Origin of the sequence: Labrys wisconsinensis (assembly GCF_030814995.1) — a bacterium.
In the GTDB taxonomy this organism is placed as follows: Bacteria; Pseudomonadota; Alphaproteobacteria; order Rhizobiales; family Labraceae; genus Labrys; species Labrys wisconsinensis.
This window is the reverse complement of the sequence record NZ_JAUSVX010000028.1, coordinates 33,229-55,996: the sequence shown is the minus strand read 5'-3', so window position 1 is coordinate 55,996 and position 22,768 is coordinate 33,229. Positions and strand designations below refer to the sequence as shown.

24 protein-coding genes are annotated in these 22,768 nt (G+C 72.7%); 11 read left to right on the top strand and 13 right to left on the bottom strand.

The features are described from left to right. The first annotated feature begins 76 nt into the window (after positions 1 to 76). Complete coding sequence (gene ligD / locus QO011_RS39940) at positions 77 to 2,710, top strand: DNA ligase D (protein ID WP_307285531.1); 2,634 nt, start codon at positions 77 to 79, stop codon at positions 2,708 to 2,710. A gap of 163 nt (positions 2,711 to 2,873) precedes the next feature. Continuing rightward, positions 2,874 to 3,656 (top strand): non-homologous end joining protein Ku, encoded by a 783-nt coding sequence (gene ku, locus QO011_RS39935; RefSeq protein WP_307285528.1) that lies wholly within the window; start codon positions 2,874 to 2,876, stop codon positions 3,654 to 3,656. Positions 3,657 to 3,672: 16 nt separating this feature from the next. Here ku (QO011_RS39935) and ku (QO011_RS39930) read toward each other — a convergent pair whose 3' ends face one another. From ku (QO011_RS39930) to QO011_RS39920, 3 genes are all read right to left on the bottom strand, one after another. Further along, on the bottom strand, positions 3,673 to 4,521 hold the full coding sequence (gene ku, locus QO011_RS39930) for a non-homologous end joining protein Ku (protein WP_307285524.1): 849 nt from the start codon (positions 4,519 to 4,521) through the stop codon (positions 3,673 to 3,675). 299 nt (positions 4,522 to 4,820) lie between these two features. Then, the gene (locus tag QO011_RS39925) at positions 4,821 to 5,033 is read right to left on the bottom strand and encodes a con-10 family general stress protein (RefSeq protein ID WP_307285521.1); all 213 of its coding nucleotides are present in this window, start codon (positions 5,031 to 5,033) and stop codon (positions 4,821 to 4,823) included. 132 nt (positions 5,034 to 5,165) lie between these two features. Beyond that, positions 5,166 to 5,702, bottom strand: coding sequence for a GNAT family N-acetyltransferase (locus tag QO011_RS39920; protein ID WP_307285518.1), 537 nt, complete (start codon positions 5,700 to 5,702; stop codon positions 5,166 to 5,168). Between the two features lie 181 nt (positions 5,703 to 5,883). Here QO011_RS39920 and QO011_RS39915 point away from each other — a divergent pair, with 181 nt between their 5' ends. Beyond that, positions 5,884 to 6,855 carry a GGDEF domain-containing protein gene (locus QO011_RS39915; protein ID WP_307285515.1) on the top strand — a complete coding sequence of 324 codons (972 nt, stop codon included), beginning with the start codon at positions 5,884 to 5,886 and terminating at the stop codon, positions 6,853 to 6,855. 11 nt (positions 6,856 to 6,866) lie between these two features. Here the strand turns inward: QO011_RS39915 and QO011_RS39910 are convergent, their stop codons facing one another. The 5 genes from QO011_RS39910 to soxR all read right to left on the bottom strand — a co-directional run bounded on the left by QO011_RS39910 (position 6,867) and on the right by soxR (position 9,795). Next, a complete protein-coding gene (locus tag QO011_RS39910) occupies positions 6,867 to 7,577 on the bottom strand; it encodes a YbhB/YbcL family Raf kinase inhibitor-like protein (RefSeq protein ID WP_307285513.1) in 711 nt (236 codons plus the stop codon). A 92-nt stretch (positions 7,578 to 7,669) separates the two neighbouring features. Further along, the gene (locus tag QO011_RS39905) at positions 7,670 to 8,527 is read right to left on the bottom strand and encodes a helix-turn-helix domain-containing protein (protein WP_307285512.1); all 858 of its coding nucleotides are present in this window, start codon (positions 8,525 to 8,527) and stop codon (positions 7,670 to 7,672) included. A gap of 49 nt (positions 8,528 to 8,576) precedes the next feature. Continuing rightward, positions 8,577 to 8,732, bottom strand: coding sequence for a hypothetical protein (locus QO011_RS39900; RefSeq protein WP_307285510.1), 156 nt, complete (start codon positions 8,730 to 8,732; stop codon positions 8,577 to 8,579). A gap of 231 nt (positions 8,733 to 8,963) precedes the next feature. Next, positions 8,964 to 9,212 carry a type II toxin-antitoxin system prevent-host-death family antitoxin gene (locus QO011_RS39895; protein ID WP_307285507.1) on the bottom strand — a complete coding sequence of 83 codons (249 nt, stop codon included), beginning with the start codon at positions 9,210 to 9,212 and terminating at the stop codon, positions 8,964 to 8,966. A 124-nt stretch (positions 9,213 to 9,336) separates the two neighbouring features. Continuing rightward, the gene (soxR, locus tag QO011_RS39890) at positions 9,337 to 9,795 is read right to left on the bottom strand and encodes a redox-sensitive transcriptional activator SoxR (RefSeq protein WP_307285506.1); all 459 of its coding nucleotides are present in this window, start codon (positions 9,793 to 9,795) and stop codon (positions 9,337 to 9,339) included. A 77-nt stretch (positions 9,796 to 9,872) separates the two neighbouring features. Here soxR and QO011_RS39885 point away from each other — a divergent pair, with 77 nt between their 5' ends. Together QO011_RS39885 and QO011_RS39880 are read left to right on the top strand one after the other, a co-directional pair. Beyond that, positions 9,873 to 10,454: an NADPH-dependent FMN reductase gene (locus QO011_RS39885; RefSeq protein WP_307285504.1), complete on the top strand. Its 582-nt coding sequence runs from the start codon at positions 9,873 to 9,875 to the stop codon at positions 10,452 to 10,454. After that, complete coding sequence (locus tag QO011_RS39880) at positions 10,451 to 10,573, top strand: hypothetical protein (RefSeq protein ID WP_307285503.1); 123 nt, start codon at positions 10,451 to 10,453, stop codon at positions 10,571 to 10,573. Before QO011_RS39885 ends, QO011_RS39880 begins: the two co-directional genes overlap by 4 nt. 26 nt (positions 10,574 to 10,599) lie before the next feature. On the opposite strand, the gene QO011_RS39875 is transcribed toward QO011_RS39880, so the two are convergent. Then, positions 10,600 to 11,496 (bottom strand): LysR family transcriptional regulator, encoded by an 897-nt coding sequence (locus QO011_RS39875; protein ID WP_307285500.1) that lies wholly within the window; start codon positions 11,494 to 11,496, stop codon positions 10,600 to 10,602. A gap of 124 nt (positions 11,497 to 11,620) precedes the next feature. Between QO011_RS39875 and QO011_RS39870 the strand changes: the two genes are divergently transcribed. Next, positions 11,621 to 12,412: an N-acyl homoserine lactonase family protein gene (locus tag QO011_RS39870; protein WP_307285496.1), complete on the top strand. Its 792-nt coding sequence runs from the start codon at positions 11,621 to 11,623 to the stop codon at positions 12,410 to 12,412. Between the two features lie 110 nt (positions 12,413 to 12,522). After that, a complete protein-coding gene (locus QO011_RS39865) occupies positions 12,523 to 13,728 on the top strand; it encodes an MFS transporter (RefSeq protein ID WP_307285493.1) in 1,206 nt (401 codons plus the stop codon). Between the two features lie 7 nt (positions 13,729 to 13,735). Here the strand turns inward: QO011_RS39865 and QO011_RS39860 are convergent, their stop codons facing one another. The 3 genes from QO011_RS39860 to QO011_RS39850 form a co-directional block, all read right to left on the bottom strand. Beyond that, positions 13,736 to 14,341, bottom strand: a complete 606-nt coding sequence (locus tag QO011_RS39860) for a YdeI/OmpD-associated family protein (protein ID WP_307285491.1) — start codon at positions 14,339 to 14,341, stop codon at positions 13,736 to 13,738. Positions 14,342 to 14,416: 75 nt separating this feature from the next. Continuing rightward, a complete protein-coding gene (locus tag QO011_RS39855; protein ID WP_307285488.1) occupies positions 14,417 to 15,268 on the bottom strand; it encodes a nucleotidyltransferase domain-containing protein in 852 nt (283 codons plus the stop codon). 50 nt (positions 15,269 to 15,318) lie between these two features. After that, on the bottom strand, positions 15,319 to 15,948 hold the full coding sequence (locus tag QO011_RS39850; RefSeq protein WP_307285486.1) for a LysE family transporter: 630 nt from the start codon (positions 15,946 to 15,948) through the stop codon (positions 15,319 to 15,321). 200 nt (positions 15,949 to 16,148) lie between these two features. Here QO011_RS39850 and QO011_RS39845 point away from each other — a divergent pair, with 200 nt between their 5' ends. Continuing rightward, the gene (locus tag QO011_RS39845) at positions 16,149 to 17,771 is read left to right on the top strand and encodes an EAL domain-containing protein (protein WP_307285484.1); all 1,623 of its coding nucleotides are present in this window, start codon (positions 16,149 to 16,151) and stop codon (positions 17,769 to 17,771) included. On the opposite strand, the gene QO011_RS39840 is transcribed toward QO011_RS39845, so the two are convergent. Further along, on the bottom strand, positions 17,743 to 18,186 hold the full coding sequence (locus QO011_RS39840; protein ID WP_307285481.1) for a nucleoside deaminase: 444 nt from the start codon (positions 18,184 to 18,186) through the stop codon (positions 17,743 to 17,745). The two genes, QO011_RS39845 and QO011_RS39840, sit on opposite strands and share 29 nt — an antisense overlap. Before the next feature lie 36 nt (positions 18,187 to 18,222). Between QO011_RS39840 and QO011_RS39835 the strand changes: the two genes are divergently transcribed. The 3 genes from QO011_RS39835 (at position 18,223) to QO011_RS39825 (ending at position 22,695) form a co-directional block, all read left to right on the top strand. Then, positions 18,223 to 20,679, top strand: coding sequence for a pseudouridine synthase (locus QO011_RS39835; protein ID WP_307285479.1), 2,457 nt, complete (start codon positions 18,223 to 18,225; stop codon positions 20,677 to 20,679). Between the two features lie 6 nt (positions 20,680 to 20,685). Next, positions 20,686 to 21,255, top strand: a complete 570-nt coding sequence (gene rsmD, locus QO011_RS39830) for a 16S rRNA (guanine(966)-N(2))-methyltransferase RsmD (protein ID WP_307285477.1) — start codon at positions 20,686 to 20,688, stop codon at positions 21,253 to 21,255. A 132-nt stretch (positions 21,256 to 21,387) separates the two neighbouring features. Then, positions 21,388 to 22,695 carry a M16 family metallopeptidase gene (locus QO011_RS39825; RefSeq protein WP_307285474.1) on the top strand — a complete coding sequence of 436 codons (1,308 nt, stop codon included), beginning with the start codon at positions 21,388 to 21,390 and terminating at the stop codon, positions 22,693 to 22,695. Positions 22,696 to 22,768: the final 73 nt, after the last annotated feature.

Below are 22,768 nucleotides of genomic sequence, written 5' to 3'. Positions count from 1 at the left end.
GATAGGCGTGCTCGTCCTCGCCCTGGCGGGATGGCCCCGGCTGCCCCGGGCCGGGCTGGATCGCGGAGGAACCGGGATGGCCGAGGAGAAGCTGGCGCGCTACCGCTCGAAGCGGGATTTTTCGCGTACCGCCGAGCCGAGCGGCGCGGCGCCGGTCGCCGCGGGTGCCCGCCGGCGTTTCGTCATCCAGAAGCACGATGCCACGCGCCTGCACTACGACCTCCGGCTCGAGCTCGACGGCGTCTTCAAGTCCTGGGCCGTCACCCGCGGCCCCTCGCGGGATCCGCACGACAAGCGCCTGGCGGTCGAGGTCGAGGACCATCCGCTCGACTATGGCGACTTCGAGGGCGTGATCCCCAAGGGGCAGTATGGCGGCGGCACGGTGCAGCTCTGGGACCGCGGATTCTGGGCGCCGGAAGGCCGCCTCTCGCCGGAGACGATGCTGGCGGAGGGCGAGCTCAAGTTCACGCTGGACGGCGAGCGGCTGCGCGGCAGCTGGGTGCTGGTGCGCCTCAGGCATGACCGCGCCGGCTCCAAGCGCACCAACTGGCTCCTGATCAAGCATCGCGACGCCTTCGTCCACGAGGGCGAGAACGACCCGCTGCTCGCCGAGGACCGTTCCGTCGCCTCCAGCCGCGGCATGGCCGCCATCGCCGCCGGCGAAGGTCCGGCGCCCGCGCCGTTCATGCAGGCGAGCCGGCAGTTCGACCCGGACGCGGTGTGGGACAGCAGCGCCCCGCCCGAGGTCGCGGCCAGGCGTGCCTCCTCGCGCCGGCCCCGCGGCAGGGCCGCACCGGGGAAGGCGGCCATGCCCGACTTCATCGCGCCGCAGCTGTGCCAGACCCTGGAACGGCCGCCGGCCGGTCCGGGCTGGGGCCACGAGATCAAGTTCGACGGCTACCGCGTCCAGCTCCGGGTGGAGGACGGCGCGGTCACGCTCAAGACCCGCAAGGGGCTCGACTGGACGGCGAGGTTCCCGGCCATCGCCCGGGCGGCCGCCGCGCTGCCCGACCTCATCGTCGACGGCGAGATCGTGGCGCTGGCAGGGAACGGCGTGCCCGACTTCGCCGCCCTGCAGGCGGCCATTTCCGAGCAGCAGACCGGCGACCTCGTCTTCTACGCCTTCGATCTCCTGTTCGACGGCGCCGCGGATCTCAGGCCGCTGCCGCTGCACGAGCGCAAGGCGCGCCTGCAGCACCGCCTTGCCGCGCTGGACGGGGAGGCCGCCGCCCGCATCCGCCATGTCGAGCATTTCGAGACCGGCGGCGAGGCGGTGCTGAAGTCGGCCTGCCGCCTGTCGCTGGAGGGCATCATCTCCAAGCGGCTCGACGCGCCCTATGTCTCGGGCCGCAGCGACAGCTGGGCCAAGTCGAAATGCCGCGCCGGCCACGAGGTGGTGATCGGCGGCTGGTCGACCACGGACGGCGCCTTCCGCTCGCTGCTGGTCGGCGTCCACCGCGGCCGGCATTTCGTCTATGTCGGCCGGGTCGGCACCGGCTACGGCGCCGACAAGGTCAAGACCCTGCTGCCGCGCCTCCGGGCGCTGGAGACCGACACCTCGCCCTTCACCGGCGTCGGCGCGCCGCGCAAGGAGCGCAACCTGCACTGGACCAGGCCGGAGCTGGTGGCCGAGATCGCCTTCGCCGGCTGGACCGCCGGCGGCAATGTCCGCCAGGCCGCGTTCAAGGGGCTGCGCGAGGACAAGCCCGCTGCCGAGGTGCAGGCCGAGGCGCCGGTGGCGGGCGCCGACGTGCCCGATCCTGCCGCGGCCGTGGCGGGCAAGCCCGAGGCGGGCGGCTCCGTCGTCATGGGCGTGGTCATCACCAGGCCGGACAAGCCGCTCTGGCCGGATGCCGGCGACGGCCGGCCGGTCACCAAGCTCGAGCTCGCCCGCTATTTCGAGGCCGTCGGCCCCTGGATGATCGCGCATCTCAAGGGGCGCCCCTGCTCGATCCTGCGCGTGCCCGACGGCATCGACGGCAAGGAGCGGTTCTTCCAGCGCCACGCCATGCCCGGCACCTCGAACCTGATCGAGGTCGTGACCGTGGCCGGCGACCGCAAGCCCTATCTCCAGATCGACCGGGTCGAGGGCCTGGCTGCGGTCGCCCAGAGCGGCGGGCTGGAGCTGCACCCCTGGAACTGCGCGCCGGACGAGCTCGAGCGCCCCGGCCGCCTGGTCTTCGACCTCGACCCCGGCCCGGAGGTGGCCTTCGCCGCCGTGGTGGAAGCGGCGCAGGAGATGCGCGACCGGCTGGAGGCGCTCGGCCTCGTCGCCTTCTGCAAGACCACCGGCGGCAAGGGCCTGCACGTGGTGACGCCGCTGAAGCCCGGCCGGAGCGCCCTGGGCTGGGCCGAGGCCAAGGCCTTTGCCCGCGCGCTGTGCGTCGAGGTCGCCCGTGCCGAGCCGCAGCGCTACGTCGTCAACATGGCCAAGAAGCTGCGCACCGGCCGCATCTTCCTCGACTATCTCAGGAACGACCGCATGGCCACCGCGGTGGCGCCGCTGTCGCCGCGCGCCCGGCCGGGCGCCACCGTCTCCATGCCGCTGACCTGGGCGCAAGTGCGCGCCGATCTCGATCCCGCCCGCTTCACCCTGCGCACCGCCGCCGGGCTGCTGGCGGGAAGCCATGCCTGGGCCGACTATGACGAGGGTGCGCGCCCGCTGGACAAGGCGATCCAGCGGCTCGGCCGCGGCAAGCTCGCCGCCTGAGAGGTCCGGGAACCGCAGGTTGCGGCGGCGCGTTTGGAGACCAGAGCATTTTCCAGCGAACCGGCGCTCGGTTCGCGTCAAGACAATGCGTAAACGCAAAGAGATAGTGCGCGTGATCGCTTCAGTTGAAGCGATCACGCGCTGGGCGAACGGAGACCCCGCGATGGCGCCGCGATCCTTCTGGAAGGGCTATCTGAAACTCTCGCTGGTGACCTGCCCCGTCGCCATGCTGCCCGCCGTCTCGGAGGGCGACAAGCTGCGCTTCCATACCGTCAACCGCGCCACCGGCCATCGCGTCCAGGCCCGCTATGTCGACGCCGAGACCGGCAAGCCCGTGGCCGACGCGGACGAGGTCAAGGGCTATCCGCGCGGCGACGACGACCATGTCATGCTGGAGGACGACGAGCTCGACGCCGTCGCCCTGGACAGCACGCGGACCATCGACATCGACATGTTCGTGCCGCGCGAATCGATCGCCTGGATCTGGTACGACACGCCGCATTTCCTCGTTCCCGACGACAAGGTCGGGGAGGAGGCCTTCGCAGTGATTCGCGAGGCGATGCGGGTCACCGGCGTGGTCGGCATCTCCCGCCTGGTGCTCTATCGGCGCGAGCGCGCCGTGATGCTCGAGCCGCGTGATCGCGGCATCGTGCTCTGGACGCTGCGCTACGGCGACGAGGTGCGCGACGCGATGGCCTATTTCGCCGGCATCGAGCCGGAGAAGGCCGACGCCGCGGCGAAGCGGGCCATGGCGAGCCTGATCGAGCAGCGCACGCAGCCCTGGACGGCGGAGATGATGCGCGATCCCGTGCAGGAGAAGCTGCTGGAGCTGATCGCCGCCAAGCGGAAGGCCGGCAAGCGCGCCGGGCGAAGGGCCGGCAGGGCGGACAACGTCATCGACCTCACCGAGGCCTTGCGCCGCAGCCTGGCGGGCCGGGCTGGTTAGGCGCCGGGCGCCGGCATCAGCCCGCCTTGCGCCGGGGCGCGGACGAGCTCCGGGCACCGGTCCCGGCCTTGCCGGATCGCGGCGGCGGCGTCCCGGCGCCGGCGCTGCGCCGCAGTGCTTCCAGAAGGTCGCTCGGGCCGGTCGGCGCCCGCGGCTTCGGCGGCGTGATCTTGCGCCCCTCGAGCTTGGCCTTGACCAGGTCGGCCAGCGCAGCCTCGTAGCGGTCGTCGAAGGCCGCGGGGTCGAAGGCGCCCATCTTGGTGTCGATGATGTGCCGGGCGAGGTCGAGCATCTCCTTGGCGATCGTCGGCTTCGGGATGTCCGCGAAGGCCTCGTCCGGCGACCCGACCTCATGGTCGAAGTTGAGCGTGTCGGCGATGAAGCCCTCGCCCTGTGGCCGGATCAGCAGGGTGCGCATCCGCCGGAACAGGACGGTGCGGGCCAGGGCGGCCACCTTCCGGGCCTGCATCTCCTCACGCAGCAGCCCGTAGGCCTCGGCATCGTCCGGCGCAGCGGGCGTGAGATAATAGGGCCGGTCGAGATAGAGCGTGTCGACGGCGTCGCAGGCGACGAAGGCCTCGACGTCGAGGGTCTTGTCGCTTTCGGGGATCGCGGCGGCGATCTCCTCGGGCTCCACCAGCACGAGCTCGCCCTGCGGGGTCTGGTAGCCCTTGACCTGGTCTTCCGCGGCGACCGGCTTCTCCGTCTGCGCGTCGACGAACTGCCGGTGGACGCGGTGCCCGGTCTTGCGGTTGAGGATATGGAAGGCGATGCGCTCCGCGGTCGAGGCCGCGGCATGGAGCGCCACCGGGCAGACGATGTCCGCCACCTTGAGGACGCCTCTCCAGCTCGCCCGCGGGGCCATGCCTTCCTCCATGCCAAGGCAGCTTCTCGTGGCTTTCGCCACGATTGATCTTGCATGTCCCGTGCAAAATCAATGCTGCTCGGATTCCTGGAGCCTCTTGCGATTTGGCGGACTCGCCAGGCATCGCAAAGACGCGTCGAAACAAAGAGCTGGAGCAAAGCAGCGTTTCCGTCCAAACGCGCTTTGCTCTAGATGTAGCAGGTTCGCGAGACCCTGCTCAGCCCTGGTCCGCCGCTCCTTCGGGGCGGCGCATGCGACGGTGAGGGGCCGGAAAGCCCGGCCCCTCCGCTCGTCCGGCCTCAGGAGCGGCCGTGCTCGCCGCCCTTCTTGCCGGCCTCGGAGGCCCGCTTCGGGTCGTCGGCGAAATTGCCGCCGCCGTGCTGCGTCTTGTCGGAGCCGCTCTGGCTCTGCTGGCCGCCATGGCTGTGCTCGCCGCCCTTCTTCCCCGCCTCCGCCGCGCGCTTGGGGTCGTTGGCGAAGTTGCCGGATCCACCACGTTGCTGCTCTGCCATGATCGTCTCCTCTATGGCTACCCCCTGCCGGACGAACGGGGCCTGTCCGGGACTGTTCCGACGATGCCGAGACTTTTTCGATACGGAAGAGGGGCGCCGGGAACCCGTCCCGACCCCGGCACCGTGACGCCGCTACCTCGCCGAACCCGCGCCCTGACCGGGCCGCGCCGGCGACCACAGCGTCTCGCGCCGGCTCATGTCCAGGAAGCTGGCATGGCGGTCGAGGATCGCCGCGAGGCCGGGGCCGATCCGCTCCGGCGGCATCGGCGAAAATCCCAGGCGGCGGAACCAGGGGCCGTTCCAGGGCGGGGTCCGGAAGGTGGTGAGCATGAGGCCGCCGAGCCGGAGCGCTCGGCTGCGGCCCCGGGCAGCCTCGATCAGCGCCGCTCCGAGCCCGAGGCCCGAGGCCTCCGGCAGGACCGCGATGTTGGCGACGTAGAGCAGGCCGTCGAGCGGCTGCATCAGCACATAGCCCACCGCAGAGCCCCCGGCCTCGGCGACCAGCGTCTCGCCGACCAGAAAGCGCTCGGCGGCGATGGCCGGCGCGGCGACCACGCCTTCGAAGCCCGCCAGGCTGCCATAGCGCCCGCGTGCGGCTGTCTCGATCCGCCGCATCGCCTCCGCCTCGCCCTGCCGCAAGGGGCGGAGCATGGGGGATCGATGGATCATGGCCGCCTCCGTTCCCAGCCGGGCTATAGAAGCGGACGATGACGGGGGCGTGTCGCGGGCTCGCCGGCCGCAGGCGCCGTCCCGTCGCGGCGGGCGATGCGCCCAAGCGATACTTAACCTTTGTCGGCTAGGGAGATCCCGGTGGCGGCCGCGAACAGGCCGCCCGAGACGATGGTGCGATATGGCGAGTGCCGTTGGGGGCGGTGACGAGAGATCCGCGAGGCGCCTCAAGCAGCTCTACGACGAGGCGGCACAGCTCGCGCGGATCGGGGCGTGGCAATGCGTTCTCGACGGCGAGCATCTCACCTGGACCGACGGGGTCTACGATCTCTTCGAGCTGCCGCGCGGCGCGAAGCTGGATCGCGCCGACATCGTCGACATGTACGACCCGCGGTCGCGTCGGGAGATGGAGAGCCTGCGGGCGGAGGCCGTGCGGAGCGGCCATGGCTTCACCCTCGATGCTCAGATCGAGACCGCGCACCATGCGACGCGCTGGATGCGCCTGACCGTCGGCGTCGAGTGCGCCGCGGGACGCTCCATCCGCATCTTCGGCACCAAGCAGGACGTGACGCACGAAAGAGCGCTCTGGGATCGCCTCCGGCAGCTGGCCGAGTGCGACGCCCTGACCGGGCTCGCCAACCGCGGCGTGTTCGAGGCTCGCTATGATGAGTTGGTCCGGAGCGATGCCGGCAATCCCATGGCGCTCGCGCTCGTCGATCTCGATCGCTTCAAGGCGATCAACGACCTCTATGGCCATGCCGCCGGCGACGAGTGCCTGCGCCAGATCGCAGAAAGGCTTCCGCGCGCCTTCGGCGGTGCGAGCCTGATCGCCCGGATCGGCGGCGACGAGTTCGCGGTCCTGATGACCGGCTCCGTTGCCGCCGATCTCCCGCGCGCTCTCGCCACCCTGTGCCGGCCCGTCTTCTGGCACGACGTCCGCATCGAGATTGGCGTGTCCATCGGCCTGGCCCATGCCAGGCGATGGCCCTGGGCCCAGGCGAGCGCCCTGTTCGCGGAGGCGGACGCGGCCCTTTATGCCGCCAAGGCCGGCGGTCGCGGCATGGCCTGCGTGTTCGGCGAGGGCGCCGGCCTGCGCCACGATCTGATCACGACGGTGCGGCCGCCGCCCGCCGCCCACCGCGCCGTCGGCTGACGTCGCCCGCTTCAAGGCTTCGCTGCGGGATTGACCGCATAATCCACCTCGGCCGTGCCCGAGGCCAGGACGCGGCCCTGCGCCGCGGCCAGGAGATCGGCGCGGGTGAAGGCGCCCTTGACGCCGAGCCGCTCCGTGTCGAGGGCGTAGACGGTGATGCGGTAGCGGTGGACGCGCAGGTCGTTCGACGGCGGGCAGGGGCCGAGATAGCCGCCATGCGGGCCGTCCTCGAGGAAGGCGGCGAAGCCGTTCTGGCCGCGCAGGCCGTGGGGCGTGCGCGTCAGCGGCTCGCCGCCGGCGGGCTGGCCGTCGCCGTCGGCGCCTTCGGCCAGGCTGGTGATGCCCTGCGGGATGTCGGCGAGCACCCAATGCACGAAGTCCCTGCGCGGCGCATCCCGCGCAATGGTCGTGCCGGCCTTGCCGATCAGCGTCAGGTCGGCCGGCACGTCGAGATCGACCATCGTCAGCGCGTAGGACCGCGTGCCGGCCGGTCCGGCGGACCAGGCCAGCGCCGGGCTGCGGTTCGGGCCCGGCGCCGCTCCTGCCGGTGCTGCGCCCGGCGGCAGGGCGCCTGACGGCACGGCGACGCAGGAGGCGTTCGCGGCGGGCAGCGCGTGCGCCGTCGCCGTGCCGCCGATGGTGACGTGCAGGCTTTCGGCCGCCATGGCGTGCGGCCCGCACCAGGCGGCCAGCACGGCCGCGCCCAGGGTCATCTTGTTCATCGTCGCTCTCGCTCGTTGTCGGCCGGCGAGGATCTACCAGGGGCCGTGGCCGGCCATGCGCACCGGAACGCTCAAAGATGCGACAGGGCCGCTCAAGCCGCCCCGGTGCCGTGCCGGCCGGATGCGGTGGCGCGCAGCCGCTCCGCGAAGCGGCGCGGCGAGAGATAGCCGGCGGCGAGCGCCGCCTCGCGCAGCGAGGCGCCGTCCTCCCGCAGCATGCGCCGGCCCAGGGCCGTGCGCTCCTCCGCCAGCAGAGCGCGCAGGGCCTGGCCCTCGCGGGCCAGGCGCCGGCGCAGCGTCGCGTTGCTGGTGCCGAGCTCGGCCGCCAGCAGGTCCGCGGTCCAGGCCCGGTCCGGCTGCCAGCGCACCAGGGCGCGGACCGCCTCGGCCGACGAGGCGGCGCCGGCCCCGGGCCGCAGCGGCAGCACCCCGCGCATGCCGAGGATGAGCAGGATCTCCATCTGCCGGTGCTCGACCAGCAGCGGCGGCAGGCCGCCCGCGATTCCCTCGGCGGCATGGTGGATGGCCGCGGTCAGCAGCGGGTCGAGCGCGACCTCCGCCCGCCGCCCGTGCGCGGCGACCCGCCATTCCGGATGGGCGCGGTGGGCGCCGAGCACGAGCGTCTCGGCGAAGTCGAGGAAGATGGCGCGATAGAAGCCGGTGTCGGGATCGGGGTCGTTGACCACGTCGCCCTGCCAGCCCGCCGGCAGGGCGACGGCATGGCCGGCGCCGACGCGCAGCGGCCGCCCCATGGCGACCAGCTCCTTGGCCCCTTCCAGCACCACCACCAGCGAGGGGCGCGGCAGCACGGTGCCGGCGATGCGCTCGCGCGCGCAGGCGACGAAGGCGAACAGCGAAGGGCCGCCCGCCGCCATCGGCAGCGCCGGCGGGCGGCTGTCCTTCTGCGCCATCCGGCGCAGCGCGGCGAGAGCGGGATTGACCTCGGTCATGCCGCTATTGGAGCCGAAAAATCGGTATGCGTCCAACGCCGGTCGAGGTTCAGGTGCATCGAACGGCCCGGATGCGTCGCTCGGCGGCCGTCCGTTTGATCAGCGTCGCGATGCGCCTGAGCAGGGCGGCGCTGAACGCGCCGATCAGCTTGTCCGATTCGAGATCATAGGTGCGGTCCGCGGAGACGAAGTTGTACTCGTCCACGATCAGCCACGTCGGGCCGTCGAGGCCGGCGCGGCGGCATTCGATCTCGCTGATGGCGAGCGCCGCGCGTCCGGCATCGGGCTGCTGCGACGTGAGGGGGAAGAGGTAGAGATTGGCCGGAGCCGTCGGTGTCCGAACGACCAGACAGACCGGCCGCGCCTTGCGGCCCGATTCCTCGCCGGCATCCGCCTGCCTCGCCCAGAGATAGTGATAGCGCAGGATATCCCAGGCTTAAGCGTCATCGCCGCGGTTGCCCGTCAGAATGGCGTCGATCCCCTGCATCAGGCCGGCGTGGATATCCTGCGGCGCGTCTTCCAGCGTGTAGGCGTGGACCTTGTCGATGAGGCGGCGGTACTGCTCCATCGGGATGATGACGAGCTTTTCCTTGCCATGCTTGGTCAGGGCGACCGGCTCGACCATGGCTGCGTCCAGCACTTCACCGGAGATGCGGTTGAGATCGGAAAAGCTGAACTGCTTCATGGTCGTCCACTCTTGCTGGAATATACGTAAGATACGTACTTTAGGTACTTTGTGCAAGCGGAAGGTGGTTTTGCGTCGCTCTTCGTCTCGTTTTGTCGAAGGGTATGAACATGTCTAGACATGTCTATTCCGGATCGAGCAGCCGCGGCCCGGGCCCCTGCCGTCCCAGCGCGTCATAGGGGTTGCGCAGCGGGCAGTCGCCGATCGACAGGCAGCCGCAGCCGATGCAGCCGGCGAGCTGGTCGCGCAGCCGTGTCAGCCGGGCGATGCGCGCGTCGAGCTCGGCCTTCCAGCGCGACGACAGGAGCGACCAGTCCTGCGCCGTCGGGGTGCGCCCGTCCGGCAGCGCGGCCAGGGCCTGGCGGATCTCCTTCAGCGGAATGCCGGCGCGCTGCGCCACCTTGATCACCGCGATGCGGCGCAGGGTCTCGCGCGGATAGCGGCGATGGTTGCCCGGGTTGCGCCGGCCTCGGATCAGCCCCTGCGCCTCGTAGAAATGGATCGCCGAGACGGCGACCCCGGCCCGGGCGGCGACCTCGCCGACCGACAGCTCCCTGTGGATCTCCGGGCGCTCCGTCCGCATCGTCGATTCGGCGCTTGACCTCAACCAATCTTGAGGTTGTAGCGCTGGGGCCCTTCGATGGCAAACGGGAGTCGCTCTTGCTCGACGGCACGCTTCGACTGGTCTTGATCTATGGCAGCATCCGCGAGGGGCGCTTCTGCGACCGCGTCGCGGCCTGGGCCCTCGGCGAGATCGAGCGGCACGGCGGCTTTGCCGTCGATGTCGTCGATCCCAGGGCGATGGGCCTGCCCGCCTGGCACCAGGAGGCGGAGACGCCGGTGCTCGCCGCGCTCCGGCAGCGCCTCGACCGGGCGGATGCCTTCGTCGTGGTCACGCCCGAGCACAATCACGGCTATCCCGCGGCGCTCAAATACGTGATCGACGCCGCCTACCGGGAATGGCGGGCCAAGCCCGTCGGCTTCGTCTCCTATGGCGGCCCGGCCGGCGGCGTGCGCGCCGTCGAGCAGCTTCGGCAGGTCTTCGCCGAGCTGCACGCGGTGACCATGCGCGATGCCGTCGCCTTCGCCAATCCCTGGGACCGCTTCGACGCCGCCGGCGGGCTGTTCGAGCCCGAGGTGCCGCGCAAGGCCATGGCGACGATGCTGGCGCATCTGAGCTGGTGGGGCCGCGCGCTCGGCGAGGCGCGTCGCGCCACGCCCTACGCGGAGAGGGCGGCATGACGGCGGTGGACGAGAGGCGGGCCACCCTCGCCGGGCTCGCTACGCTCGCCGGGCTCGCTACGCTCGCCGGGCTCGCTACGCTCGCCGGGATGATCGAGAACCTCGGCGGCGCGGCCTGAGCCGGGCGGTTGACGGGCGGCCCCCGTCAGCCGGCTGTCGCCGCGGCGAACCGCTCCGCCAGGAAGTCGATGAACAGGCGGGCTCGGATCGGCACCTGCCGGCCGAAGGCGTGCAGGGCGTAGACCGGCTGGGCCGGCAGCGCCAGGTCGGGCAGCACGGGCACGAGCCTGCCGGCGGCGATGTCGTCCGCCAGCGCCACGCGCGTGAGGTAGACGATGCCGGCGTCCTGCAGCGCGGCGAGGCGCAGGACGCCGCCGTCATTGGCGTCGAGCGGGCCGTCCGGCACCAGGCTCGTGCCGTCGGCCCAGGTCCAGGGATAGGGGCCCTGGGCCGTGAGATAGCGCAGGCAGGCATGGTGGCCGAGATCGGCGATCGAAGCCGGCGCGCCCCGGCGGGCGATATAGCCGGGCGAGGCGACGAGCGCGAACGGTAGCCGTGCCAGCAGGCGGCCGGTCAGGCCGGTGTCCGGCAGGGGGCCGGCGCGCACCGCGATGTCATAGGCCTCGCGCACCAGGTCGACATGGCGGTCGGCGACGCCGATCTCGAGCTTGAGCTCGGGATGGCGCGCGGCGAACGCCTCCACCCAGCCGGCGAGCAGCAGGCGGCTGAGGTCTGTCGGCGCGGTGACGCGCAGCAGCCCGCGTGCCCTGTCCGCACCGCGGACGCTGTCCTCGGCATCGTCGATCGCCCGCAGCAGCGGTGCCACCCGCTCGAAATAGGCGCTGCCCTCGGCCGTCGGCGTCAGCGTCCGGGTCGTGCGCCGGATCAGCCGCACCCCGAGCCGCCGCTCCAGGCGCGCCACGCTCTTGGACACCGCGGACGGGCTGGACCCCAGCGCCTGGCCGGCGCCGCTGAACGAGCCCGCTTCCACCGTCCGCACGAAGGCGACCAGTCCGGCCGTCCTGTCGAGGATCATCGTCATTGCGGTCTTCCGGGAAAAAAAGAAGTGACAGGCATCAAGCTAATCATGCCGAGACGTCCGCAATAGGTAGGGCGGGACATCGCCGATGCGGTCGGTGTCTCGACCCTCGACCCGGAGGCCTGCCATGGCACAGGACAGCGCGCCGGCGGACGCAATCCGCCTCTATGTTCTCGACACCGGCCTGATCGACTGCGCTGACTACGCGATCTTCAGCCCCACGGCCGGCCCCGGCCTGCGCAAGGCGATGAGCGTGCTTAGCTACCTCGTCGTCCATCCCCGCGGCATGCTGCTGTGGGACACCGGCATCGACGATGCCATCGCCGGGCTCGTCGACGGCCGGCGGATCATCGACGCGATCACCTTTCGCGTGCCGAGGACGCTCGCCGGCCAGCTCGCCGGGATCGGCGTCGACCCGGCGGCCGTCCCGCTGGTCGGGCTCTCCCATCTCCATATCGACCACGTCGGCAATCTCGGCCTGTTCCCCGCCGCGACCGTCCTCGTGCAAGAGGTCGAAGTCGATGCCGCCTTCGGTCCGGCGGCGGAAGAGCTCACCTATATCCCGCAGGCCTATGCCGCGCTCGACCGGAGCCGGATCCGGCCGGTCGCCGGCGAGCATGACGTCTTCGGCGACGGCAGCGTGGTGATGACGCCGCTGCCCGGCCATACGCCGGGCCACCAGGGCCTGCTCGTCACCCTGGCGCGCAGCGGCCCGATCCTGCTGGCCGGCGACGTGTCCTACTCCGCGCGGGACTACGCCGAGGGCGTGCCGCGGCAATCCGATGTCGACGTCGAGGCGACCCGGCGCTCGATCGCGGCGGCCAAGGCGCTGGAGCGGGAGCGCGGCGCGACCGTGTGGCTGCACCACGACCTCGAAGCCCAGCGGGACGTGCGCCGCGCACCCGAGTTTTACGAATAGGTGCCCTGCGTGCCACGAGGGCAGCGGGCGGTTGGCTTGCGGCCGGCCACCCGTTATCGTTTGCGCGCCGCCCTTCCCCGATCGCGCCCGTCGCCCGCCAGGTCCCTGCCGTGTCCGTGAACCATGCCGCCGCTCCGTTGTCCGCCCGGGACGGCCGCAGCGGCAACGCCCAGATCGTCGCCACCGTCTTCATCACCTTCGTCGGCTATCTCACGATCGGCCTGCCGCTGGCGGCGCTGCCGATCCATGTGCACGCCGATCTCGGCTACGGCACGGTGGTGGCGGGCCTCGCCGTCAGCATCCAGTACATCGCCACCGTGCTGACCCGCGCCCGAGTCGGCCAGATCGCCGACACGCGCGGACCGAAGCTCACCGTCCTCGCCGGCCTCGTCGCCTGCTTCGCCAGCGGCGCGCTGCTCGCGGCCTCGGCGCTGCTGGAGCCCGCCGGGGCGCTCGGCCTGATCTTCGCCAGCCGCCTGGCGCTCGGCATCGGCGAGAGCCTGATCGGCACCGGCGCCATCGCCTGGGCCATCGGCCGGGTCGGGCCGGAATACACCGCGCGCATCATCGCCTGGAACGGCGTCTCGACCTATGGCGCGCTGGCTGCGGGGGCGCCGGCCGGCGTCATGCTCGCCGGCTGGCTCGGCTTCGGCGCCATCGGCGTGAGCGTCATGCTGCTGGCGGCGGCCGGCCTCGCCATCGCCTGGCCCAAGCCGGCGCCGCCGATACGCCGCGGCGAGGCGCGGCTCGGCATCGGCCACGTCTTCCGCCGGATCCTGCCGCACGGTGCGGCGCTCGCCCTGTCCACCATCGGCTTCGGCACCATCACCACCTTCGTCACCCTGTACTACGCCGCGCAGCACTGGACCGGGGCCGCCTTCGCCCTCAGCGTGTTCGGCCTCGCCTTCATCGCCTGCCGCCTGCTGTTCGCCGATACCATCAACCGCCATGGCGGCTTCCCCGTCGCCATCGTCTCGCTGGTCTTGCAGACGGCCGGCCTGCTGGTGCTGTGGTGCGCCGGCAGCCCGCCGCTGGCCCTGGTCGGCGCCGGGCTGACCGGCTTCGGCTTCAGCCTGGTCTTCCCCGCCATCGGCGTCGTGGCGGTGGCGCGGGTGCCGGCGGCCAATCGCGGCTCGGCCCTCGGGCTCTACTCCATGTTCCTCGACGTCGCGCTCGGCATCACCGGGCCGGCCGCCGGCCTGATCGCCGGCCGGTTCACCGAGGCGACGCCCTTCCTGTTCGGCGCCGTCGCCACGGCCGCCAGCCTGGCCGTCACGCTCGTGCTGGCGATGAAGCGGGAGGACCGTCCGACATAGCGCGGGCTCAGGCCTTCGGCTTGCCCCTGCGGGGATGGAAGGTCTCGCCGCGGGCGAGCATGGCGACCGAGGTCTCGATCTGCCGGGCGCGGGCCTGCGGCGTCCGGGCGTGGTGGATGCGATAGAGGACGGCGTAACGGTTGGCGCTGTCGAGCCCGGCGAAGAAGCGACTCGCCGCCTCGTCGGCGTCGAGGGCGGCCTGGAGATCGTCCGGCACCGTGATCCGGCCCTGCGAGGCATAGGCCGCGTCCCAGCGCCCGTCCGCCTTGGCCCGCTCGATTTCCCCGAAGCCCGCCGCCTGCATCCTCCCCTCGGCGATCAGCGCGAGCGCCCGGGAGCGATTGTTTTCGGACCAGCGGCTTCCCGCCTTGCGCGGCGTGAAGCGGGTGAGCCAGCTCGTCGCGTCGCCGCGGTCGATCTGCCCGTCGATCCAGCCGTGGCAGAGCGCGCCGTCGATGGCTTCCTGCTTGGACGGGCCGGCGATCCCCGAGCCCTTCTTCGCCAGCCGCAGCCAGACGCCCTTCGCATCTGCCGGCCGCTCCGCCAGCCAGGCCTCCCAGGCTTGCGCCGAGGGGAAGGACAGGACGGGGAGGTCGCGGGGCTTGTCGGGCATGGTATCGAGATAGCGTGCCTGGAGGCGGAGGGCCAGGGCGTGCCGGCCTGTCGATGCGAGAACCGTGGTGCGATCTCAAGCCGCCGGCGGCGGCTCGGCCGAGGACGCCACGAGGGCATCGAGCCCCTCCGCCAGTGTCCGCAGGCGCCGGATCGCCGAGCCGAAGTCGCGCGTGCCGATGGCCCCCCAGACCTCGGCGCCGGCTGCAGCGGCGCCTGCGATCGTGGCGGGCAGGGTCGCGGCTTCGGCAAACGCGCCCTTTTCGTTGATGAGGTAGCGGCCGTTCACGGCAAACAGCACCTGGGCCAGGCAGGACAGCGCCCGATAGGCGCAGCCGGCAATGTGAGTCCGCTCCTCGCGGGCAAGCGCGGTCTCGGCATTGTCGATGCTGAAACGGACCTCCCAGTGGAACCGGGCGATCAAGGCTTGCCGCAGGGCGTCGGGATAGGGCGACGTCAGCGCCTTGAGAGCGGCGATCCGGCCCCTGGGATCGAAGAGCGGCCGGCACAACGCGGCCTCGCCCATCCAGATGGCGGAACAGAACCCGTGGGGATGGCCGGGCTGGTAGTGCATGGCGATCCGTCCGTCCCGGCAGTCGGCGATCACGGCGCCGACCTGATCGAGGTCGCGATAGAGCAGATCGACCTTGTGCCCGGACATGGCGAGCCAGGCCCCGCCGTTGATCCAGGGGCCCCATTCCCCCAGCGGCGTCACGGCCGCTGCCGTGGGAGCATCGACCAGCGGCCGGACCGCTGCCAGCAGCCGGGCCGTGTCGAGCGGCGCCGCGGCATCGTAGTAGAGGCCGATGTCGTAGTCGGAGTCCGGCCGCGCCGTTCCCCGCGCCCGCGACCCTCCGAGCGCGACGGCGACGAGGCCGTCGACGTCCGACAGGGCCTGCACGAGAGGGGCCAGGATCGGGTCGGGCATGGGTTGCGCTCCAGCCTCCGTGCACGCTCGTAGAGCCAGGCCGAGGCCGCTCAGGCCCGGTCGAGCGCGAGCCGCATCCCCAGCGCCACGAACAGCGCGCCGGCTGCCCGGTCGAGCCAGTGGCGCAGCCTGGCATAGCCGGCGGTCATCACGCCCAGCGTGAAGACATAGGCGAGGCCGGCGTACCACAGCGTCGAGATCGCCACCATCAGGACGATGGCGCAGGCCCCAAGCAGCATCGAGGGCTGCGCGGGCAGCGCTGCCGTGAACATGCTGGCCACCGACAGGGCCGACTTGGGATTGGCCAGGCTGGTGACGAGGCCCAGCCGGAAGGCGGCACTGGCGCGGACGCCGCGCGCCGGCTGCGCCGCGGCGGGAGCCACGTCCCGGCGCCGGCTGTTCGCCAGCATCGTGAGGCCGAGGACGACGAGATAGGCCGCGCCCGCCGTCTTCAAGGCCCAGTAGAGCCACGGGGCTGCGGCGAAGAGGGCGTGCACGCCCAGAAGCCCGGCCAGGCCCCAGACCGCCGTGGCCACGCCGATGCCGGCGACCGCCGCCAGGCCGGCGGCGCGGGACCGGGCGGCGGCAAGGCGGATCGTCAGGAGGAAGTTCGGGCCCGGCGTCACCGCGGCGACGGTCCACAGGCCGGCGATGGTCAGGAGCGGCGTCAGCGACTGCATCTCTCGTGCCTCTGTCCCTGCAGCAAGGGATAGTGCCGGAGGCCGCCGGGTTGAAGCGCCATGGCCGGCTCTCCACATCCATTCCAGCGGAAAAGCCGCCGACGGCGGTCGCTCTGGCGTGCCGCCCGTGCGAATCATCCGGTCAGTCGGCATGATTCGGCGACCATGCATCGCCGCGCCATGCGGCCTCCGGAGCCTCGATGTCGCGCCTCGCCTCCCTCCTCCTCCCGCTGTGCATGGCGCTCATCGCCATGGGCATCGCGGCGGGGCTGTTCGCCGGGGGGCAGACGCCGGCCTGGCTGGCGGCGGCGATCGGCATCGGCCTGTTTTCCCTGGCGATGGTGACGCGCCAGGCGGTCGCCGCGCGCGACCGGCGCCTGGTCCAGACGGTCATGGCGAAGGCCGACCATGCCAGCCACGGCGTGATGCGCCGGCGGCTGGAGCAGGTGGAGGCCCGCCTCAAGGTGCTGGAGCTCGCGGTGTCGCGCGGCGCCGGCCCCTCGGCCGAGGAGATCGCCGCCCTCGGCGCCCTGGTCAAGGACCTCGCCGAGAGCCAGGCGGTGCAGGAGACGCGGCTCGGCACCCTGGCCGAGCTGATGACGCGCGCCGTCGAGCGCTTCGCCCCCGCCCAGCCGGATGCGGAGGCGCCGGAGCCCGCCGCGTCCACGCCGCGTCCGGCGATCCCGGACCCGCCGGTGTTCGCGCCGCCACCGCGGCCGGTCGTGCCGGCGCCGCCCGTGTTTGCGCCGGCGCGGCTTGCGCCAGCGCCGCAACCGTCCGCACCCCGACAGCAGTTGGAAGAGCCGGATCTCGAGACGGTGGAGCCCGAGGAGCCGGAGCCCGTCGACCCGGCCTTCCTCCGCGCGCTGGCCGAGGCGGTCGAGGCCGGGCGCATCGAGGCGCATCTCCAGCCGGTGGTGACCTTGCCGCAGCGCAAGCCGCGCCTCTACGAGGCCCTGCCACGGATCCGGCTCGCCGACGGCCGCCTCCTGGCCCAGCCGGAGTTCATGCCGGCCCTCGAGGCGCTCGGGCGCGCCGGCGCCTTCGATCGCCACCAGTTCCTGCATGGCCGCCAGATCGTCCGCCGCCTCGCCAGCCGCAATCGCGAGCTGGCGCTGGTGGTCAACCTGTCGCCGCGCTCGCTGACGGACAGGCCGTTCCTCGACGAGGCCGCCGCCTTCGCCCGGTCGGCGCCCGAGCTCGTGCCGCAGCTCGTCTTCGAGCTCGGCCAGTCCGCCTTCGAGGCGCTCGACGAGACGCAGGCGGCCCGGCTGCGCGGGCTCGCCGCCGTTGGCTATCGCCTGTCGATGGACGAGACGCACGACCTGCGCTTCGACCCGCAGGCCCTGGCCGAGCGGGGCATCCGCTTCGTCAAGGTGCCGGCCGCCGCGCTGCTGGCGCAGGCGGAAGCCGGCCTCGGCATCCGCGTCGAGGATCTGGCCGGCCTGCTCGCCCGGCACGGCCTGGAGCTGATCGCCGACGGCGTCGACAGCGAGGCCACGGTGGTCGACCTGCTCGATTTCGACCTCAGGCTCGGCCAGGGCGACGTCTTCGCCCCGCCACGCCCTGTGCGCGCCGACCTCGCGGCGGAGGAGCCGAAGCCGCCGGATGCGGCCCCGCCCGATCCCGGACCGCGCACCCTGGGCGAGGCCGCGCTCTACCGGGCGATCGACCGCTTCCGCGAGAAGGCGGCGGACCCGCCGGCCGCCGAGCCGCCGCGGCCCTCCGCCTGGCGCCTGCTGGCGCGGCGCGTGACGGCGCAGGAGCGCACCGGGCTGCCGGCGTCCGCGCCGGTCAGCGCCGGTCCCGGAAGAAATCCCTGAGCAGCGCCGCCGCCTCGGTCTCGCCGATGCCGGAATAGACCTCGGGGCGGTGGTGGCAGGTGGGCGAGGCGTAGAAGCGCACGCCGTTCTCCACGGCGCCGCCCTTCTCGTCGGCCGCGCCGAAATAGAGCCGCCGGATGCGCGCGAAGGAGATCGCCGCCGCGCACATCGGGCAGGGCTCCAGCGTCACGTAGAGGTCGACGCCGGGAAGGCGCTGCGATCCCAGCGCGGCGCAGGCCGCCCGGATCGCCAGCATCTCGGCATGGGCGGTGGGATCGGCCAGCTCCAGCGTGCGGTTGCCGGCCCGCGCCAGCACCATGCCGTCCTTGACGGCGACCGCGCCGACGGGTACCTCCCCGCGACCGGCGGCCGCGCGTGCCTCCTCGATCGCCACGTCCATCATCGATCGCTTCATCTCGCACCGCGCCGGCCGTTCTGCTAAGAGCTTCTCATGCCCAGTGATAAACGATCCGGCGGCGACGGCCGCAAGCCCCCGCGTGGGCCCCGCCCGCCGGCCGATGCCGAGCGCCCCTCCGGCAGCTTCCGCCGGCCCCGCGCCGACGGCGATGCGCCGCCGCGCCGCTCCTACCGCGACCGCGGCCCGGCTGCCGACGAGCGTCCCTCCCACCGCGACCGCGACGCGGCGGGCGAGGGCAGGCCGGTGCGCCGGGGCACGGTTCGCGCCGCCGACGATGCGCGGCCGCAGCGCCCCGTCCGTCAGCGGGACGAGGCCGGCGAGGAGCGCCGCTCCGGGCCGCGTGCCTCCTTCCGCGACCGCCGGGAGGAGGAGCGTCCCGGCAAGCCGCGTCCGCCCTACCGCAGCCGCGAGGATGGCGAGCCGCCGCGGCGCGCCTTCCGCGACCGCGCGCCCGCCCGTCCGTCAGACGACGACCGTCGCCCGCGCATGGAGCGGATCGAGCGGGGCGGCGAGGGGCCGCATCGCCCGTTCCGATCCTTCCAGCGCGAGGACCGGTCGGGCGAGCGCCCGGTCGACGAGCATCGCCGCGGCGGCGGCCATTCCCGCGACGAGGATGCCGGCCGCGATCACGAGCGCGGCCGTCCGTTCCGCAGCCGCTTCGAGGTGGCCGAGGATGAGCGTGGGCCGCGCCGGGCCTTCGAGCCGCGCTTCGAGGACCGCCGCGAGCGCCGGCCGCCCGGCCGGAGCGAGCGACCGCCCCGGCCCGGCAAGCGCCCGGTCGTGGCCGAAGCCGCCGACGCGCCGGCGCCGGTGCCGGCCGAGAGCGGCTATGAGGGCGACCGCGTCGCCAAGGTGGTGGCCCGCGCCGGCCTCGGCTCGCGCCGCGACGTCGAGACCTGGATCGAGGAAGGCCGCGTCGCCGTCAACGGCGAGGTCCTGACCAGCGCCGCCCGCAACGTCACGGCGCAGGACCGCATCACCATCGACGGCAAGCCGCTGCCGCAGCGCGAGCGCACCCGCCTCTGGCTCTACCACAAGCCGCGCGGCCTGATGACCACCGAGAAGGATCCGGAGGGCCGCCCCACCGTGTTCGAGAGCCTGCCGGCCGGCCTGCCGCGGGTGATGTCGGTCGGCCGGCTCGACATCAACACCGAGGGCCTGTTGCTGCTCACCAACGACGGCGGCCTGGCGCGCCTGCTGGAGCTGCCCAAGACCGGCTGGATGCGCCGCTACCGCGTGCGCGCCCATGGCGAGACCGACCAGTCCGTGCTCGACGAGCTCTTCAAGGGCGTGACGGTGGACGGCGTCGAGTACGGCCCGGTGGAAGCCCGGCTGGACAAGGAGCAGGGCAGCAATTCCTGGCTGACGCTCGGCGTGCGCGAAGGCAAGAACCGCGAGGTCAGGAACGTCCTCGCCTCGATCGGCCTGGAGGTCAACCGGCTGATCCGCGTGTCCTACGGCCCGTTCCAGCTCGGCGAGCTGGCGGAGGGGGCGGTCGAGGAGATCAAGACGCGTGTCTTGCAGGATCAGCTCGGCGCCGACCTCGTCGCCGAGGCGGAATGCGTGTTCGATGCTCCCGTGTTCGAGCGGCCGGCCGAGGCGCCCGTCGCCGCCGCGACGACACGCAAGGAGCGCCGCCGCGGCCTGCGCATCGAAGCCGGCGAGGGCGAGACCGAGCGCGTCATGCGCGGCAGCCTGATCGAGGACCGCCGCGGCCGCCGGGTGCTGGTGCAGCGCCTTGCCGATGTCGAGGAGGAAAAGCCGGCGCGCCGGCCGCGTCCCTCGGCCCGGGATCAGGGCGAGGGCGGCGAGCGCCCGTTCAAGCCGCGGGCTTCGTTCCGGGACCGCGACGAGGGCGGCGCCCGTCCCTTCAAGCCGCGGACGTCCTTCCGGGATCGCGACGAGGGCGGCGAGCGCCCGTTCAAGCCTCGGGCTTCGTTCCGGGACCGCGACGAGGGCGGCGAGCGCCCGTTCAAGCCTCGGGCTTCGTTCCGGGACCGCGACGAGGGCAGCGCCCGTCCGTTCAAGCCGCGGGCTCCGGCCCGGGACCGGGACGAGGGCGGCGAGCGCCCGTTCAAGCCTCGGGCTTCGTTCCGGGACCGCGACGAGGGCAGCGCCCGTCCGTTCAAGCCGCGAGCGTCCTTCCGCGACCGTGACGAAGGCGGCGAGCGTCCATCCAAGCCGCGAGCTTCGTTCCGGGACCGTGACGAGGGCGGCGCCCGTCCGTTCAAGCCGCGGGCTCCGGCCCGGGATCGCGACGAGAGCGGCGAGCGCCCGTTCAAGCCGCGGACTTCGTTCCGGGACCGCGACGAGGGCAGCGCCCGTCCGTTCAAGCCGCGCGCATCCTTCCGGGATCGCGACGGGGGCAGCGAGCGTCCGTTCAAGCCACGTGCTCCGTTTCGGGATCGCGACGAAGGCGGGGTCCACGGCAAGCCCGGCGGCGGCAAGGGGCCTCGCCCGGGCAAGCCCAGGCGGCCGCGCGACGCCTGACGCACCATGCGCATCGTCGCCGGGCAATTCCGCGGCAAGCAGCTCGCCACGCCGAGGTCGGACGCCATCCGCCCGACCTCGGACCGCCTGCGCGAGACGCTGTTCAACATCCTGGTCCATGCCTATGACGATCCGGTGCGCGAGGCGCGGGTCATCGACCTCTTCGCCGGCACGGGCGCGCTCGGCCTCGAGGCGCTGTCGCGCGGCGCCCGCTTCGCCGTCTTCGTCGACGACGGCGCCGAGGCCCGCGGCCTGATCCGCGCCAATATCGACGCGATGGGCCTCGGCGGGCGCACGCGGCTGTTCCGCCGCGACGCCACCAGGCTCGGCGCCATCGGCCCGATCGAGCCCTTCTCGCTCGCCTTCCTCGATCCGCCCTATCGGCGCGATCTCGCGCCGAAGGCCCTCGAAAGCCTCGCTGCCGGCGGCTGGCTCGCCCCCGGCGCGCTCTGTGTCGTCGAGGAGGCGGCCGAGGTCGAGATATCGGCCGCCGGCTTCGTGCCGGCGGAGAGCCGCGACTACGGCGAGACGCGGCTGACGATTCTGTGCCGCGCGGGGGGCGTGGGCGAGGGCTGAGGCCACGGTTGCGCGCCCCCGCGCCAAGGCTCTCCGTCACACCCCTGTTGCAAGTGCCGCACTTCGACCATATTGGGGCCATCACCGCGTCCCCGCCCGAAGCGGGGGCGTCCCGCCATCACGGACCCGCCCATGCTGTCCTCGCTCATCCCCGGCCTCGACGCCGCGTCCGCCGCCACCGGGCCGGAGATCGCGCATTTCACGCTCGCCAACGGGCTCGACGTGGTGGTCATCCCCGACCGGCGCGCTCCGGTCGTCACCCACATGGTCTGGTACCGGGTGGGCGGCGCCGACGAGCCGATGGGCAAGTCCGGCATCGCCCACTTCCTCGAGCATCTCATGTTCAAGGGCACCGAGAAGCAACCCGGCGGCTTCTCCAGGGAAGTCGCCCGGCTCGGCGGCCAGGAGAACGCCTTCACCTCCTACGACTACACCGCCTATTTCCAGCGCGTCGCCCGCCCGCATCTCGGCACGATGATGGGCTTCGAGGCCGACCGCATGGCCGGGCTGGCGCTCTCCGACGCCGTCGTCGACCCCGAGCGCAGCGTCGTCCTGGAGGAGCGCAAGATGCGGGTCGACAACGACCCCGATTCCCAGCTCGGCGAGGAGGTGGCCGCGACCCTGTTCACCCACCATCCCTACGGCACGCCGATCATCGGCTGGGAGGAGGAGATCAAGGGCCTGACGCGACAGGACGCCGTCGCGTTCCACGACCGGTTCTACACCCCCAACAACGCCATCCTGGTGGTCGCCGGCGACGTCACGGCCGAGGAGGTGCGCGCCCTGGCCGAGGACAGCTACGGCCGGTTGGCGCGCCGGGCCGAGCCGCCGCCGCGCCTGCGCCCGCAGGAGCCGCCGCAGCGGGCCGACCGCCGCGTCAGCCTGGCCGATCCCCGGGTGGAGCAGCCCATGCTGCAGCGCCATTGGCGCGTGCCCTCCTATCGCACGGCCAACGACGGCGAGGCCCATGCCCTCGACCTCCTCGCCCAGGTGCTCGGCGGCGGCTCGGTGTCGCGCCTCTATCGCGCCCTGGTGGCGGAGCAGAAGATCACCGCCTCGGCCGCCGCCTGGTATGGCGGCACCGCGGTCGACGAGTCGCGCTTCGCCGTCTGGGCCGCGCCGCTGCCCGGTGTCAGCTTCGCCACCGTCGAGGCGGCGATCTCAGCCGTCATCGCCGAGCTCGCCGAGAAGGGCATCGGCGAGGCGGAGCTCGACCGCGCCAAGACGCGCCTGGTGGCCGAAGCCATCTATGCCCGCGACAGCCAGTCCTCGCTGGCGCGCTATTTCGGCTCGACCCTGGCGGTCGGCGGCACGGTCGCCGACCTGCAGGCCTGGCCGGCCCGCATCGCCGCGATCACGCCGGATGCCGTGCGCGAGGCGGCGCGCCGCCACCTCGCCGAGGCGCGCTCGGTCGTCGGCCTGCTCGAAGGCGCGGACTGATCCCTCTCCGCACCGGCGGTCACGACCACCGTTCGGTGGTCACGACCGCCGAATGGCCCTCCTCATTCGGAAA